We start from the raw sequence: 17504 nt of genomic DNA on the forward strand, positions 1-17504 counted from the left end.
ATTAAGATAGCAAAAGTGATTTTGAAAGTAGAAATAAGTTTTAAATGAGACTGTGATAAAAGAAAGAACTATCGCAGCGGATTCTAAAAATCTTTGAAGGAGAACAGCATGAGCCACGAGGTCATGAATCTTTTCAATCCTCAGGTACCAACACAGACATTTGACTCTATTCGTATTTCAATTGCGAGTCCTGAAAAGATTCTATCCTGGTCATACGGTGAGATCAAAAAGCCAGAGACTATTAATTATCGGACATTTAAGCCAGAGCGTGATGGTCTCTTTTGTGCGCGTATATTTGGTCCTATTAAAGACTATGAATGTCTATGTGGCAAATATAAACGTATGAAATATAAAGGCATTATCTGTGAGAAATGTGGTGTAGAGGTTACTCTTTCGCGTGTACGTCGTGAGCGCATGGGGCATATTGAGCTTGCGGCACCAGTTGCTCATATTTGGTTCCTTAAGTCATTACCAGGTCGTATTTCTACTCTTTTGGATTTAACTTTAAAGGATATCGAAAGAATTCTTTATTTTGAAAATTATATTGTTACCGAACCAGGTTTGACCTCTCTTAAGATGCACCAGCTTCTTTCCGAAGAAGAATATATGCTGGCTATTGATGAATTTGGAGAGGATCAATTTACCGCTATGATTGGTGCAGAAGCTATTTATGAGCTTCTTGCCGCAATGGAATTGGATAAAATAGCGAATGATTTACGCGCCGAATTAGTTGAAACAACTTCGGAATTGAAACAAAAAAAACTGATTAAACGGCTTAAGATTGTTGAAAGCTTCATTGAATCTGGTAATAAACCGGAATGGATGATTATGAAAACAATTCCAGTGATTCCGCCGGATTTGCGTCCATTGGTTCCACTTGATGGTGGTCGTTTTGCGACATCGGATTTAAATGATCTCTATCGGCGTGTTATAAATCGTAATAATCGTTTAAAACGGCTGATTGAGCTGCGTGCTCCTGGAATTATTGTACGCAATGAAAAGCGTATGGTGCAAGAAGCAGTCGATGCATTATTTGATAATGGTCGCCGTGGGCGCGTGATTACTGGGGCAAATAAACGTCCGTTAAAGTCACTTTCAGATATGCTAAAAGGTAAGCAAGGACGTTTCCGTCAAAACTTACTTGGTAAGCGTGTTGATTATTCAGGCCGTTCTGTTATTGTTACAGGGCCAGAATTAAAATTGCATCAATGTGGCCTTCCAAAAAAAATGGCTCTCGAATTATTTAAGCCATTTATTTATGCGCGACTTGATGCAAAAGGTTATTCATCGACTGTAAAACAAGCAAAAAAGCTTGTTGAAAAAGAGCATCCGGAAGTTTGGGATATTTTGGATGAAGTTATTCGTGAACATCCTGTTTTGCTAAATCGTGCACCAACACTTCACCGTCTAGGTATTCAAGCTTTTGAGCCTGTTTTGATTGAGGGGAAAGCAATACAGCTTCATCCATTAGTGTGTACAGCTTTTAACGCGGATTTTGATGGGGATCAAATGGCAGTGCACATTCCTCTTTCGCTTGAAGCTCAGCTTGAAGCTCGTGTTTTAATGATGTCGACTAATAATATTCTACATCCAGCCAATGGTGCGCCAATTATTGTTCCATCACAAGATATGGTCCTTGGTCTTTATTATCTTTCAATTGTTTCTGATAAAGAGCCAGGTGAAGGGATGGTGTTTGCTGATATGGGTGAGTTGTATCACGCTTTAGAGAACAAGGTTGTAACTCTTCATACGAAGATCAAAGGCCGTTTTAAGAATATAGATGAGAATGGTAAAGAGATTGCCAAGCTCTATGACACAACACCTGGTCGTTTGATTATTGGCGAGCTTTTACCTAAAAATCCAAATATCTCGTTTGATATTGTTAATCAGGAGATGACTAAAAAGAACATTTCTAAAATAATTGATCAAGTTTATCGGCATTGTGGACAAAAAGAAACGGTTATTTTCTGTGATCGTATTATGCAACTTGGTTTTTCTCACGCTTGTCGTGCTGGCATTTCCTTTGGTAAAGATGATATGGTTATCCCCGATAGCAAATCGCGTTTGGTTGCAGAAACAGAAGCTTTAGCTAAAGAGTATGAGCAGCAATATAATGATGGTTTGATTACACAGGGTGAAAAATATAACAAAGTTGTAGACGCTTGGGGTAAATGTACTGATCGTATTGCGGATGAAATGATGAAGCGTATTCAGGCTGTTGCATTTGATCCTAAGACAGGTTCTCAGCGACAAATGAATTCAATCTACATGATGTCGCATTCAGGTGCGCGTGGTTCTGCGAATCAGATGAGACAGTTAGCCGGTATGCGTGGATTAATGGCAAAACCATCCGGTGAAATTATCGAAACACCGATCATCTCTAATTTTAAGGAAGGTTTAACTGTTAACGAATACTTTAACTCGACCCATGGTGCTCGTAAAGGGCTCGCTGATACTGCGTTAAAAACCGCTAACTCTGGTTATCTAACACGGCGTCTTGTTGATGTTGCACAGGATGCTATTATTTCAGCAGTTGATTGTGGCACTATAAAGGGTCTTACTATGCAGCCAATCGTTGATGCAGGACAGATTGTTGCGTCACTTGGTCAGAGAATTCTTGGTCGTACAGCACTTTTTGATATTTTGCACCCAGTTTCTGGTGAAGTTATCCTTCAAGGTGGCGCGATGATTGAGGAAGCTGATGTCGCTAGAATTGAAGAGGCAGGAATTCAGTCTGTTCAGATTCGTTCTGCTTTAACTTGTGAAACACGTCTTGGTGTTTGTGCTAAATGTTATGGTCGTGATTTGGCACGTGGAACACCGGTCAATCAAGGTGAAGCAGTTGGTGTGATTGCGGCTCAGTCAATCGGTGAACCAGGAACACAGCTTACTATGCGTACATTCCACTTAGGGGGAACGGCACAGGTTGTTGATTCGTCCTATTTTGAAGCGTCTTATGAAGGTACAGTGGAATTGCGTAATCGTAATGTAGTCCGCAATTCTGAAGGTCATTTGGTAGTTATGGGGCGCAATATGGCTGTTATTGTCAAGGATGAGACTGGTAAAGAGCGTGTTGTGCATCGTATTAGTTATGGTTCGCGCATTTTTGTTGATGATGGTGATGTTGTCAAACGTGGGCAACGTATAGCCGAGTGGGATCCTTACACACGCCCAATTCTCACTGAAGTTGATGGTTATATAGGTTTTGAGGATATGATTGATGGTTTATCAGTAACTGAAACAGCTGATGAATCCACAGGGATTACGAAACGTTTGGTGATTGATTGGCGTGCTAATCCACGCAGTGCTGAATTAAAACCAGCAATTGTCATCCACTCAGATAAAAAAGGTGAGCGTATTGCTAAATTGCATAAAGGGGGTGAAGCTCGCTACATGATGTCAGTGGATACTATCCTTTCTGTTGAGCTTGGCTCTTACGTTAAGGCGGGTGATGTTATTGCGCGTTTGCCAATGGAAAGTGCTAAGACCAAAGATATTACAGGTGGTTTGCCGCGCGTGGCTGAACTTTTCGAAGCACGGCGTCCAAAAGATCATGCTGTCATTGCTGAAATCAGTGGTACAGTTCGGTTCGGCCGGGGTTATAAAAATAAACGCCGCATTATTATCGAACCAAATGATGCAAATCTTGAGCCCGTAGAATATTTAATTCCAAAGGGTAAGCTATTTCATTTACAAGAAGGCGATCAGATTGAAAAAGGTGATTATATTCTTGATGGTAATCCAGCACCTCATGATATTTTAGCAATTAAGGGTGTTGAAGCTTTGGCGTCTTACCTTGTTAATGAAATTCAAGAAGTTTATCGTTTACAGGGTGTTTTGATTAATGATAAGCACATTGAGGTGATTGTTCGTCAGATGTTGCAGAAAGTTGAAATTACAGAATCTGGAGATTCTGGTTATATTCCAGGTGACAATGTTGATCGTATTGAATTAGATGAAATCAATGATAATCTAATTGCAGAAGGTAAAAAGCCTGCATCTGGTAACCCTATACTTCTTGGGATTACGAAAGCGTCTCTTCAGACACCATCCTTTATTTCAGCGGCATCGTTTCAGGAAACAACTCGGGTACTTACTGAAGCAGCAGTTTCTGGAAAGATTGATACTTTGCAAGGGCTGAAGGAGAATGTTATTGTTGGTCGGCTTATTCCTGCAGGTACAGGTGGCACAATTGCTCAAATTCGTCGTATTGCTACCATTCGTGATGATTTGATTGTAGATGAACAGCGTAAATCTCATCGTAGTGAAGAGAGCAAAGCTATGTTAACGGATATGACGGCTAATGTAGCTGTTGAGTAATTTTGATTAATATATGCCAAAGGGGTAATAGGGAAATGCCTGAATTTTATTCAGGCATTTTTTTAGTTTTGAAATACAACAATAAACAGATTATATTCTAATAAATATGACTGTAAAATTATAAGCAATTGTAGATTTTCTTTGTTTTTGCATTCATTGATGATGATATCAGCAATGCTTATTGTTTAGCTATAAGGTTTTAATTGTTGTGCAACCACATAGAAAATTATGTCAACAGATAGAAGGTTATAAGAGAGATAGAAAGAGCGATAAAATTGCTTAAAATAATCTAAAAATGATTGCTTTTAAGTGTTTAATACGTTCATATACGCAAAAAATGAGTTTATTCAGTTTATCAGCAGATGCCTTATGTAATTAAGTATAATAGATTTTAAAGTCTAATATAATTAGACCGTGATTATTACAGAAATGATTTATTAACTCATTCTGTACTATCTTTTTTAAAGAGGTATTAGTGGTGGTGTTATGGTGGAAAAATTAGAAGTTGAAGCTGACAATAAAAATTGTGCTATTATACGTAAGAATTTGTAGATTTTCATGAGTTAATATAATGGAAAATATGTGAGATATAACTCAAATCTTAGCTTAAATAATAGTCTTCATACTAATTAAAGTAATGGACATTTGAGAGCTCATTTTTTGGAAACGAGTATATTTTATTTAAGTACATTGCGTAGGTTTTTCTTTTGCCATAGAAAATTTTCTTTATTAGACAGCAATGATATTTCAATTTATTTTCTTATAAGTGGAAAGTAAAAAATAATGGCTAATTCTACTTTTGATATTTTTCAATCTATTTTATCACGAAAATCAATTAGAGCTTTTACTAACCAACCTGTTGAGCAGGAAACAATCAAGAAAATTTTAAAACTCGCCGCGCGAGCACCATCTGGAGCAAATCTTCAACCTTGGCAAGTAATTGTTATAACAGGGGATATGTTGAAGAAAGTAGGGGAGGAACTTTCACGGCTTGTATTATCAGGTGTGAAAGGAGAGCGTGAATATCATTATTATCCCCGCCAGTGGCGAGAGCCTTATCTTTCTAGGCGCCGAAAAGTTGGTTTGGATCTTTATAAAAGCCTTGAAATCCAGAAGGGTGAACAGGAAAAAATGCTTCGCCAACATGCGCGAAATTTCTCATTTTTTGATGCACCTGTTGGACTCTTATTTACAATGGATCAAGATATGGAAATTGGTAGCTGGCTTGATTTAGGTATGTTTATGCAGACAATTATGTTAGTAGCACGTGGGTTTGGATTAGACACATGCTCTCAAGCAGCTTTTGCTGATTATCATCAGCAAATTTGTACACTTTTATCAGTGCCTTCTGAGCGGCGTCTTATATGCGGTATGGCGCTTGGTTATCGCGATGTAAACGCTCCAGAAAACAATTTCGAGACTGAACGCGAACCGATCGAAAATTTTGTACGTTTTGTTTGATTTGTGCTAAAAAGTGTTCTTGTGCATTGGATGATTAATTTAAGAATTTGAGACATTATAAGAAATATTTCAATGAAATTTATGATCTCCATTTTATTTTAATGTTGCATATTAATGCTTATTTTACTAAACTCACTGAGCTAAAGTAATGGTATTTTAGGTAACTAATTAATTTCTCAAAGGTTGAAGATGGAAGATACTATAGAGAAAAACTGTTGGGCGGTAGCAAGGCGCGCAACATTGGTATTTATTGCTGTCATTTTTTTAGCTTATCTTACAATTTGATTTTAAATAAGACAAAAATAATAAAAAAACTTATACTCAAAATCTGCATTTTGTTTTGAGGTAAGTGATGTTTCTATCTGTTTTTGAACTTTTTAAAATTGGTATTGGTCCTTCTAGTTCTCATACGATGGGTCCAATGACGGCTGCTAATATGTTTTTGCAAGAAATTGCAGCAGAGGATTTGTCTTGTTCATCTCATATGAGGATTTCTCATATTCGTGTTTATCTTCATGGTTCGTTGGCTTTTACTGGTATTGGTCATGCTACAGATAGAGCTGTTATATTAGGGTTGTTGGGAGAAAAAGCTTCTACTGTTGACCCTAATAATATGGGGATGCTTTTAGAAAAAGTTAAACATGAAAAAAAGGTACAACCAATAGGTCATCCTGCTTATCATTTTGATTTGCAGAATGATCTTATTTTTGAGCAAAAAGAAGTTTTATCTGGGCACGCTAATGGTCTTGCATTTGAAGGGCTTGATTCTAATGGGAACATCCTCTTGCGGCGGGTTTATTATTCTATCGGTGGCGGTTTTGTGGTAACCGAGGATGAATTAAATGATGTGAATTATAATACAAAATTAAACACATCTCAGGTTCCATATCCTTTTGATTCAGCGAGTGAAATGTTACTAATGGCAGAAAATTCAGGCCTTTCAATTGCTGAAATGAAGCGTATCAATGAAGAAACGAAGATGGAGCGTGTTGCTTTTGATACTGCACTCGATGAGATTTTCTCAGCTATGTCAGATTGTATTGATAGGGGGCTTTCACAAGAAGGTGAGTTACCAGGTGGATTGCATATTCCAAGACGTGCCAAAAAACTATATCAAGAGCTTTTGGAGGATCAGAAAAAAAATCGTAATAACTCACTTTGGATCAATGATTGGCTTTCTGTATATGCCATAGCAGTAAATGAAGAAAATGCAGCTGGTGGCCGTATTGTCACTGCACCGACAAATGGTGCAGCTGGTGTTGTACCTTCTGTTTTACGTTGTTATCTGCAATTTAATAATAGCTCCAATCGAGAAGGGGTGTATAATTTTTTGTTAACAGCAGCAGCTATTGGCGGTATAATTAAGCATAATGCTTCTATTTCCGGTGCAGAAGTTGGTTGTCAGGGTGAAGTTGGGGCAGCATCTTCAATGGCAGCTGCAGGATTGACAGCAGCATTAGGTGGTACGCCCGCTCAAATTGAAAATGCTGCTGAAATTGCTCTTGAACATCATTTGGGAATGACATGCGATCCGGTTGCTGGTCTTGTACAGGTTCCGTGCATTGAACGCAATGCTATGGGTGCTGTTAAAGCTGTGACAGCTTCTTCTCTTGCTTTGCATGGTAATGGGTCACATTTTATTTCTCTTGACGCTTGTATTGAAACAATGCGTCAAACAGGCTATGATATGAGTGAACGCTATAAAGAGACGAGTCAAGGTGGCCTTGCACGCAATGTTACATCATGTTAGGCGTATATAAGAAATGATACTTCATTTGGTAAGATTATCAATTAGTTATGCATCAAGAGAAGCATTACTTTTGGGGCGTGCTTATGCATTGGAAAAATGTGAATTTGATAAAGAAATATCGTTTAAGTAAAGTAATCAAGTGATTGGAAAAATTTCTCTTTAATAAACGTTGGCACCAATATTCAGGATACTATTATCGTCTTGTAGATATTATCTTTTTTGCTGTAAATAAAGGTAAGCGATATACTGCTGAGTATCAGATTCAGCATTGATACCTAACATTTTTGCGTCTTGAAAAAAAGTGTTACTTAAACTCTAAAGATAAAGTGTTAAATAATAAAAATAGAAATTTATTCTGGAATCTCTATAAATTAAAAATAAAGACCCACACATTTAAAATCGTATAAAGTGAAAGAATACTCTGATCAATCAAGTATTTCTTATGAGGATAGCCAATAGAATTAAATATTTGTTGCCCCTAAACGAAGTTTGACGGGTATATTTCCTGTGCGACTTGCAACGCGTAAATGAATGCGTACAGGAGGTATAGCTAAACGACGATTTCGATTTGTTTGACAAATAAGAAGACTAACGAGAGAATGTGTATTTGGTACCGTTGGGGTGTGCTGTAAATTAGCAAGTTTAGTTGCAGCATTGTGAAGAGAACGTAAAGAGAAGAGGGACGATTGCTTCAACTGTTTTCCCTTTTTAAGAGAGGGGGAAATAACGTTATATGTCATGGTGCTGTCCTTAATGCAGAACTCAGAAACTTTTAATAGATTACAGTATAGCAGTTAAAATTTGCTTTCTTTAAAGTAGAACAAGCATCGTGCGCAGCTTTTTTTGATTGAAAACCAACAAATCGAGCGCGATAATAACGATGTCCACTTTTTTCAAATAGTTGCATATGTGCAGATGTATACTTTAAAGCTGAAAAAGCCGTATTCTTGGCTTTTGAAAGCAGAGCGTTCGCTTGCTCTTTACTGGGAAGAGAACCAATTTGAATGGCCCATCCACCGTTTGTAGGTAAAGAAGCGGTAATGATTTTATCTATCTCCACAGATGTGGTTTTGTGAGGATTAGGAGTTGGCATAATCACCTGATTTACAGCAGCTATAGCTGTGTTTAACTCATTAGGTTGCGCTGTAAGCGCTGTTAAAAGTGCAGAGATATCGTCATTGAAATCGGTTAGATTTGCTTTAGCAACAGGTATAGGAGTGGCTGCTCCAGTAGGTAAGTTATAGGATGCCGCAGCTACTAAATGTCTATTTGTTTTCTTACGGCTTGCTTGTGGTAAATACCGGTTCAACAAGTTAGTCATATGAATATCACGCTCTGCAGATGACTTTCCTCCCATTACCACAGCAACAATAGAGCGTCCTTCAATATGCATTGATGTGGCTAAATTAGAACCTGACATTTGTGTATAGCCTGTTTTAATTCCGTCAACGCCTTTTATTGTTTTTACTAGTTTATTATGATTGTTAATTGTTCTGCCACGAAAAGAGAAACTTGTCGTTTTAAACAGTTTATACTGTTGGGGAAAATGTTTGCGTAAAGCTAATGCCAAAGTGGCCATATCTTTTGCTGTAGAATAATTACGTACATCTGGAAGACCTGAAGCATTCGCAAAACGAGTATTCATCATACCAAGTTTACGAGCTTTTACTGTCATCATTCGAGCGAATTTTGTTTCACTACCACCAAGATATTCACCCACAGCAGCCGCAACGTCATTTGCTGATTTTGTAATAAGAGCTTTAGCAGCTTCTTCTACAGAAATTGTTTGACCTGCTTTAAAACCTATTTTCGTTGGTGGGCGCGCTGCTGCGTAAGCTGAGATAGGGATTGGCGTATTTGGCGTTACGCGGCGTACTTCCATAGCTTCAAAGAGTATGTACAACGTCATCATTTTTGTTAAAGAAGCGGGATAACGTTTTAAAGTTGCATTGGCTTGAAATAAGGTCTTGCCTGTATGTGCATCTATAACAATGGCCGCGTATTTATCAGGGTAGGCTTCTTTAGGGGTAGCCTTTGCTGAAGAATAAGAAATAGCTAAAACAACAAAAGAAGTTACTATTTTTTTGTAGAAAGGTGCAATTTTTCGCCAGTTAATATACACTTGTAATACCTTATTTATGCCAAATAATCGCACCAAGATCTTTCTTGCTGCAGTTAGTCTAACATAATTTAGCTAAATGGTGTTACTAATTTGTTTATAAAAATCATTTTTTGAGTTTCTCCATTCGACTTAAATCTGACCATAAGAGAAAGTTTTTTATTCTTTATATACTCAGGTATTGCAATGATTATGAGAGGATTTAAAATTAATAAAAAGCATACTACATGGAAAGTAATAATGATATTAACTAAAAAAACCACATTTTATACTATGCAAAATGAAAAAAGCAAAAGCTGGAGTAAAAATGAATGTGATACTATTCTCATGCCTCAAATTAAATCGAAGCTTCAAAAGCCTAAATTATACCGTGTTCTTTTACTGAATGATGATTATACACCTATGGATTTTGTTGTTTTTATTTTAAAAAAATTTTTTAAAAAAAGTTTAAAGGAAGCAACGCGTATTATGTTAAATGTTCACCAAAATGGGGTAGGTGAATGCGGTACTTATACCTATGAAGTGGCTGAAATGAAAGTTGCGCAAGTTATGGAATGTGCGCGTCAAAATGAACATCCATTGCAATGTGTAATGGAATAGAAGTGAGGGGCTATGCCATCTTTTACGCCCAGCCTTGAAGAGGTTTTGCATCGTGCATTAACAATCGCTACTCAGGCGCAACATGAATATGCAACATTAGAACATCTTTTACTTGCTTTGTTAGATGATGTTGATGCAAGTTCAGTGATCCACGCTTGTCAAGTAGATTTGGAAGAGTTACGGGAGCGTTTGACTAATTATATCCAATCGGAATTAGATGCACAAATTAAAACCAATAAGGATACCCAACCAACAGCATTTTTTCAGCGTGTTATTCAACGTGCAGTGATTCACGCTCAATCGACAGGAAAAGATGAAGTGTCGGGGGCAAATGTTCTTGTTGCGATTTTTTCTGAACGAGAAAGTCATGCAGCATATTTTCTTCAAGAAATGGGAATGACGCGCTATGATGCTGTACGTTTCATTTCACATGGTATTATGCGTGATGATGGGTTATCTCTATTACTTGAGGACCTCGAAGGGCAATTAGATCAGCATGTTTTGGAAAACAATAATAAAGCGGCAAGTGCGCTTGCTACTTATTGTGTTAATTTGAATTGTAAAGCGCACAGTGGAAAAATTGACTTATTAATTGGTCGTGACATGGAAATTTCACGAATGATGCAGGTTTTATGTCGAAGGTCAAAAAATAATCCACTGTTAGTTGGCGAACCTGGTGTTGGAAAAACAGCAATAGTTGAGGGGTTGGCTAGACGCATCGTTGATGAAAAAGTGCCTGAAGTTTTGTTAAATGCAACAATATTTTCTCTTGATATGGGGAGGCTTGTTGCTGGCACACGCTATCGTGGTGATTTTGAAGAGCGATTAAAGCAAGTTGTTAAAGAATTAGAACAGTATCCAGATGCTATTTTATTTATTGATGAAATTTATACGTTGATTGGGGCAGGAGCTACGTCTGGAGGTCATATGGATGCAGCAAATCTTTTAAAACCTACATTATCTTCAGGTGTGATTAGGTGTATTGGTTCGACAACTTATAAGGAATATCGAAAAATTTTTGAACTCGATCGAGCTTTGACGCGTCGTTTTCAGAAAATTAATGTTAATGAACCATCTATCGCTGATACAATTAAGATTTTGCAAGGACTAAAGCCTTATTTCGAAAAGTTTCACCAAATTAAATATACCGATGCAGCAATGATAGCATCAGTAGAATTATCTTCACGTTATATAGCTGACCGCCGTTTGCCGGATAAAGCAATTGATGTTATTGATGAAAGCGGTGCTGCACAGATGCTTTTGCCGAAAAAACAAAGAAAAAAAAGCGTAGGTGTTAAAGAAATTGAATCTACTGTTGCAGCTATGGCAAGGATTCCATCAAAAACAGTTTCTAATGATGATCGCAAAGTTCTTGAAAATCTCGAAAAAGAACTCAAGCATGTTGTTTATGGACAAGATCAGGCGATTGAAATACTTGTATCGTCTATTAAGTTAGCACGAGCTGGATTGCGTGAAGCAGAAAAGCCGATAGGAAGTTATTTATTTTCAGGACCAACAGGTGTGGGGAAAACTGAAGTTGCCAAACAACTGGCATCTTCTTTAGGGATTGAGTTATTGCGTTTTGATATGTCGGAATATATGGAACGGCATACAGTGGCGCGTTTGATAGGAGCTCCCCCAGGTTATGTAGGGTTTGATCAGGGTGGTCTTCTCACAGATGCCGTTGATCAAAATCCTCACGCGGTTGTATTGTTAGATGAGATTGAAAAGGCTCACCCAGAATTATTTAATATTTTATTGCAGGTGATGGATTATGGTAAATTGACAGACCATAATGGTAGAAAAATTGATTTCCGCAATATCATTTTAATTATGACGACCAATGCTGGCGCTTCAGATATGGCAAAGTCAGCTGTGGGATTTGGTAAGATACATCGCGATGGTGATGATATAGAGGCTATCAATCGATTATTTACACCAGAATTTCGTAATCGGCTAGATGCTATCCTTCCATTTGCGCCTTTATCTCGATTGGTAATCAGTCAGATTGTACAGAAGTTTATTTTTCAACTTGAAGCACAATTAGTTGATAGAGGAATCACTTTTGAGGTCAGTGAGACTGCAATGGTATGGCTTGCTCGTAAAGGGTATGATACTCAGATGGGAGCCCGTCCGCTGAGTCGTGTCATACAAGAACATATTAAGAAGCCATTAGCTGATGAAATTTTATTTGGAAAGTTGCATACTGGTGGCATGGTTCGCGTATTTACGCATAAATTGAATGGTAGCAGAGAAAAACTAGAATTAGAAATTTCATCTTCTGACTCTTCTTTTTGCCCAAAGGGTAACAAAGTTCACAAAAATTTATTAGATTCTGCAAAATATATGAGAAAAAAGAGTTCTACAGCTTAAGGCCGTTTTTTAAAGAACTGATCGGATTTTTTGCGCATGTTCTTTGAGTATTTCCGTAGGCGTTATAACACCCTTATGAGGTTTGAGTTCTACTCCTTCCATTCGTGGTATAATATGGAAATGAAGATGATAGACGGTTTGTTGACTAGCAGCCTCATTAAATTGCATAACTGTTACACCATCCGCTTGAAAAGCTTTTTTAACAGCATTAGCGATTTTTTGAACAACTTTAATGACTGGAAACAATATTTCCATATCTGCGTCTAATAGATTTCTGCAGCCTTTTCGGGGAATAACCAGTGTGTGCCCTGGAGCTTGGGGCATGATATCCATAAATGCAATAACATCATTATCTTCATAGACACGAACGGAAGGAATTTCGTTGCGAATTAATTTAGCAAAAATGTTATTATCATCATACACTTGTTTCATAAAGCATTCTCTCTCAATAATATCTATGTAAAAGTAGAATCAATTTACATTGTTTTTACGTTAAGACTGAAAAGTGTAAAGGTTTTAAAAATATAAACTCAATAGGTGATTTTTAATATTCGATTTTTGTGCAGATATTAGCATTTATGAAAGAACTAGATTTCTACAATAGCTTCTACTTCTACAGGAACATCCATAGGTAGAGCACAGACGCCAACAGCAGAACGGGCATGTTTACCAGATTCACCGAGAATATTAACAAATAGATCAGAAGCTCCGTTAGCGATAAGGGGTATATCCGTAAAATTAGGATCTACTGCAACAAAAACGGTAATTTTTATTACACGTTTTATTTTACTCAAATCACCAAGAGCTAATTTTATTTGTGCAAGGATATTAAGAGCACATACTTCTGCTGACTTTTTTGCTTGCTCAGCACTGACAGTTGCGCCAACTTTTCCGATTGCTACCGGTTTTCCACAAGACAGTGGTAGCTGGCCAGAAATGAAAAGTTGATTACCATTTTGTGATGTTGTTATGTAATTTGCAATGGGTTGTGTTGCTTCAGGAATAACAATACCAAATTTTTCTAAGCGGCTTTCAATTGAATTGGTCATATTTTAACTTCCATGTTTTCTATGATATAGTATGTTTCATAAACTATTTTCTGGTTTAAAGGAATGTATTGAAGTGATTTAAGGGGAGGTTTTTTGTTTTTTATATGATTGTGTGCAGAATAAAAAATTGGATATCAAAAATAATCAAGCCATTATTTATGATAGGTTTATACAATGTTCTCCTCTGTTCTGCAGAGGCTGAAGAACCTATTTTTTTAGTGCCTCATCGAGCTGTTTACGATTTCCAGCTTGAAAGTGTTTCTAATGAAATGTCGATCCTAGGAGTTTCTGGGCGAATGGTTTATGAAATCACAGGTTCGGTATGTCAGGGCTATACCACAAGATCTCGCTTTGTGAACCGCGTTTATATGAAAGATGCACCTATACGTTTAACGGATCAACAAATAATTAGCTATGAAACAGGTAATAGTCATGAATATCGTTTTAATGTTCAAAATAAGATTGGACGAGACGTTTCAGATAATATCGAAGGAGTGGCTAAACGCACTAAAAATGGAATTATAGTTAAATTGAAAAAGCCAAAAGACGATGTCTATAAACTTGCAACAGCTGAATTTCCAATTATGCAATTGAAAACTATTATTCAACAAGCAAAAGCAGCTCGTCATTTTTATCACACAGCAGTGTTTGATGGAACAGGTAATGCAAATGAAGTGATAAAAGAAAGTATAGTCATTGGAGACAGAAAAGAGCTAATATCTAATTCTGAAACGAAGAAATTGGGAAAATTAGGTGAGGAGAGTCATTGGCCTGTTACAATTTCTTATTTTGATGATGCAAAAAATAAAGATGGTTTACCTCTTTATCGTACCAACTTTCTTTTATATGAAAATGGTATTATGCGAAATATGCTTATAGATTATGGGGATTTTTCGATACGTGCAAAATTGAAAAATTTTGAACTACTCGATCTTGAAAACAATTCTGATACTTGTAAACATTAAATAATGTGCAGAAAATGACTTGAAAAAAAATCAAATATTAGTATGATATTCCCATTCCACACGCGAAATTCGGGTGCTTGTATGGAAAACTATCAAGTGTCCACCGGTAGTAAGTCTTTTACTTTTTTCGCGGAGGTTAAACCGGAAAGGATAAAATTGTGGCATTACCAGATTTTACTATGCGCCAGCTTTTAGAAGCAGGTGTACATTTTGGTCACCAGACACAACGCTGGAATCCAAAAATGGCTCCCTATATTTACGGTCAGCGTAATAATATTCATATTATTGATCTCGCTCAGACTGTTCCGCTCTTGTATCAGGCACTTAAGCTTGTATCGGATACGGTTGCACATGGGGGACGTGTTCTATTTGTTGGCACCAAACGGCAGGCGTCTGATATTATTGCTGATGCAGCTAATCGGTCGGCTCAGTATTATGTTAACGCACGCTGGCTCGGCGGTATGCTGACAAATTGGAAAACAATTTCTAATTCGATACACCGTTTACGTAAACTTGATAAAATTCTGACGGCTGAAGCGCAAGGCTTTACTAAAAAAGAGCGTTTAAATCTTGAACGTGATCGTGAGAAACTAAATCGTGCGCTTGGTGGTATTAAGGATATGGGGTCTGTTCCAGATCTTATGTTTATTATTGATACAAATAAGGAAAATATTGCCATTCAAGAAGCAAAGCGTTTAGGTGTTCCTGTAATTGCTATTGTTGATACAAATTGTGATCCTGATGGTATTGATTATCCGATTCCAGGTAATGATGATGCCTCGCGTGCGATTTCTCTTTACTGTGATCTCGTTGCACGTGCTGCTCTTGATGGTATTGCTCGTCAACAAGGTGCAATGAATATTGATGTTGGGGCTCAGGTTGATGTACCTGTGGAGCCTGTTTTGGAAGATGCGGTTTCGGTTGTGGAATCATGATTTAAAAACGCCTGTTGAGGCACTTATTTTCTACAAGAAAGGTTATGAGCGTGCAGAAGGGTTTTATCTATGCGCGCTTTTGCCGTTATAGGATAAAGAGGCTAATATGAGCATTACTGCTTTACAAGTAAAAGAACTTCGCGAATTATCAGGGGCCGGTATGATGGATTGCAAAACAGCTCTGGCAGAAACTAATGGTGATATGGAGGCTGCGGTTGATTGGCTTCGTAAAAAAGGGATAGCCAAAGCAGATAAAAAAGCTGGGCGTACAGCAGCTGAAGGGTTGATCGGTGTAGTGTCGAAAGATTTAAGCGCTGTTTTGGTTGAGGTGAATTCTGAGACAGATTTTGTTGCACGTAATGATGCTTTTCAGGAAATTGTACGTAATGTAGCTATTGCTGCTTTGGGTACACAGGGTAGTATTGAGTCTGTGTCTGCATCTATTTATCCAGGTTCTGAAAAAACTGTAGATGCAGCGATTAAAGATGCAATTGGCACAATTGGTGAGAATATGACATTGCGTCGTTCGGCTAAACTGTCTGTTAAAGATGGTGTTGTTGCTACTTATATTCATAATAGTGTGGCTGATGGTCTTGGCAAGCTTGGAGTTATTGTCGCTATTGAAACTTCTGGAAATAAAGATGCTGCTGTTGCTTTTGGTCGTCAGGTTGCAATGCATATTGCTGCAACCAATCCATTAGCGTTAACAGCAAAGGATGTTGATGCTGGTGCTGTTGAGCGTGAAAAAGCAATTTTTTCTGATCAGGCACGTCAATCTGGAAAGCCTGAAAATATCATCGAAAAAATGGTAGAAGGGCGTATGCGTAAGTTTTACGAAGAGGTTGTTTTGCTTTCTCAAGCCTTTGTTATGAATCCTGATGTTACTGTTGAAGCTGCTTTAAAGGATGCTGAAAAATCAATTGGAGCACCAGCAACAATCACTGGTTTTATTCGTTTTGTTTTAGGTGATGGTGTGGAAAAGGAAGAAACTGATTTTGCTGCAGAAGTTGCAGCTGTAGCAAAGAGTTAACTGTTTTTATGGAATTATTAGGCAGAAACCTAAAATTTATACCATTCATATGAAAAAGTGTAGCTAATTTAAAGGGCATCACGTGACAAGGTGGTGCCCTTAGTGTATCGGAAGTAGAAAATAAATGTGCTCTTTAGGAGATCATGGATGACGTTAGCTCTTCGATATAAACGTATTCTATTAAAAGTATCTGGTGAAGCGCTTATGGGGGGGCAAAGTTTTGGAATTGATGTTTCAGTTGCAGATCGTATTGCTTCCGATATTGCTGAGGTGCGGGCAATAGGTGTAGAAGTCGCTATTGTTATAGGTGGTGGTAATATTTTTCGTGGGGTTGCTGTTGCTTCACGGGGCGGAGATCGTATAACTGGCGATCATATGGGAATGCTTGCCACAGCTATTAATTCTTTAGCATTACGAACGTCATTAATGAAATTGGGGGTTGAGACGGTTGTATTGTCTGCGATTGCGATGCCACAAATTTGTGAAAGTTTTTCGCAACGTAAAGCGATAAGCTATATGAATCAGGGGAAAGTTGTTATTTTTGCCGGTGGTACAGGCAATCCATTTTTTACTACTGATTCTGCTGCTACTTTACGTGCGGCAGAGATTGGGGCAGATGTCTTATTGAAAGGAACGCAAGTAGACGGCATTTATTCTGCTGATCCAAAGATAGATCCTACAGCTAAGCGTTTTGATCAATTAACACATGTTGAAATTTTACAATGGGGATTGTCTGTTATGGATACAACAGCAGTAACTTTAGCACGTGAAAATAATGTGCCGATTATTGTTTATTCTATTCATGAAAAGGGTGGTTTGATTAAGGTATTGAATGGAACAGGTCGATTTACAATAGTATCGGAATAAATATAATTTTCATGGCTTAATTAAAGGAGATAGAA

At 37.6% G+C, this 17504-nt stretch carries 13 protein-coding genes; 9 read left to right on the forward strand and 4 right to left on the reverse strand.

The window, feature by feature from the left end:
• Positions 1-108: 108 nt before the first annotated feature.
• The 3 genes from rpoC (at position 109) to BBBE_RS02760 (ending at position 7531) form a co-directional block, all read left to right on the forward strand.
• Positions 109-4320 carry a DNA-directed RNA polymerase subunit beta' gene (rpoC, locus tag BBBE_RS02750; RefSeq protein ID WP_010701089.1) on the forward strand — a complete coding sequence of 1404 codons (4212 nt, stop codon included), beginning with the start codon at positions 109-111 and terminating at the stop codon, positions 4318-4320.
• A gap of 783 nt (positions 4321-5103) precedes the next feature.
• Complete coding sequence (locus BBBE_RS02755) at positions 5104-5781, forward strand: nitroreductase (protein WP_010701090.1); 678 nt, start codon at positions 5104-5106, stop codon at positions 5779-5781.
• 352 nt (positions 5782-6133) lie between these two features.
• Positions 6134-7531 (forward strand): L-serine ammonia-lyase, encoded by a 1398-nt coding sequence (locus BBBE_RS02760; RefSeq protein WP_010701091.1) that lies wholly within the window; start codon positions 6134-6136, stop codon positions 7529-7531.
• Between the two features lie 461 nt (positions 7532-7992).
• Here the strand turns inward: BBBE_RS02760 and BBBE_RS02765 are convergent, their stop codons facing one another.
• A complete protein-coding gene (locus tag BBBE_RS02765) occupies positions 7993-8271 on the reverse strand; it encodes a hypothetical protein (RefSeq protein ID WP_010701092.1) in 279 nt (92 codons plus the stop codon).
• Positions 8272-8303: 32 nt separating this feature from the next.
• A complete protein-coding gene (locus BBBE_RS02770; protein WP_010701093.1) occupies positions 8304-9653 on the reverse strand; it encodes an SPOR domain-containing protein in 1350 nt (449 codons plus the stop codon).
• 237 nt (positions 9654-9890) lie between these two features.
• Here BBBE_RS02770 and clpS point away from each other — a divergent pair, with 237 nt between their 5' ends.
• Together clpS and clpA are read left to right on the forward strand one after the other, a co-directional pair.
• Positions 9891-10250: an ATP-dependent Clp protease adapter ClpS gene (clpS, locus tag BBBE_RS02775; protein WP_022708651.1), complete on the forward strand. Its 360-nt coding sequence runs from the start codon at positions 9891-9893 to the stop codon at positions 10248-10250.
• 12 nt (positions 10251-10262) lie between these two features.
• Positions 10263-12623: an ATP-dependent Clp protease ATP-binding subunit ClpA gene (clpA, locus tag BBBE_RS02780; RefSeq protein ID WP_010701095.1), complete on the forward strand. Its 2361-nt coding sequence runs from the start codon at positions 10263-10265 to the stop codon at positions 12621-12623.
• A gap of 9 nt (positions 12624-12632) precedes the next feature.
• Here the strand turns inward: clpA and BBBE_RS02785 are convergent, their stop codons facing one another.
• A complete protein-coding gene (locus tag BBBE_RS02785; protein ID WP_010701096.1) occupies positions 12633-13055 on the reverse strand; it encodes an HIT family protein in 423 nt (140 codons plus the stop codon).
• 155 nt (positions 13056-13210) lie between these two features.
• Positions 13211-13672, reverse strand: coding sequence for a RidA family protein (locus BBBE_RS02790; protein ID WP_010701097.1), 462 nt, complete (start codon positions 13670-13672; stop codon positions 13211-13213).
• A gap of 140 nt (positions 13673-13812) precedes the next feature.
• On the opposite strand from BBBE_RS02790, the gene BBBE_RS02795 reads away from it, so the two are divergent.
• From BBBE_RS02795 to pyrH, 4 genes are all read left to right on the forward strand, one after another.
• Positions 13813-14637, forward strand: a complete 825-nt coding sequence (locus BBBE_RS02795) for an EipB family protein (RefSeq protein ID WP_035464643.1) — start codon at positions 13813-13815, stop codon at positions 14635-14637.
• Positions 14638-14795: 158 nt separating this feature from the next.
• The gene (rpsB, locus tag BBBE_RS02800) at positions 14796-15572 is read left to right on the forward strand and encodes a 30S ribosomal protein S2 (RefSeq protein ID WP_010701099.1); all 777 of its coding nucleotides are present in this window, start codon (positions 14796-14798) and stop codon (positions 15570-15572) included.
• Between the two features lie 106 nt (positions 15573-15678).
• Positions 15679-16602, forward strand: a complete 924-nt coding sequence (tsf, locus tag BBBE_RS02805; RefSeq protein WP_010701100.1) for a translation elongation factor Ts — start codon at positions 15679-15681, stop codon at positions 16600-16602.
• 147 nt (positions 16603-16749) lie between these two features.
• Positions 16750-17469 carry a UMP kinase gene (gene pyrH, locus BBBE_RS02810; RefSeq protein WP_010701101.1) on the forward strand — a complete coding sequence of 240 codons (720 nt, stop codon included), beginning with the start codon at positions 16750-16752 and terminating at the stop codon, positions 17467-17469.
• Positions 17470-17504 lie beyond the last annotated feature (35 nt).

It is taken from the genome of Bartonella bovis 91-4, from assembly GCF_000384965.1.
GTDB classification, from domain to species: Bacteria; Pseudomonadota; Alphaproteobacteria; order Rhizobiales; family Rhizobiaceae; genus Bartonella; species Bartonella bovis.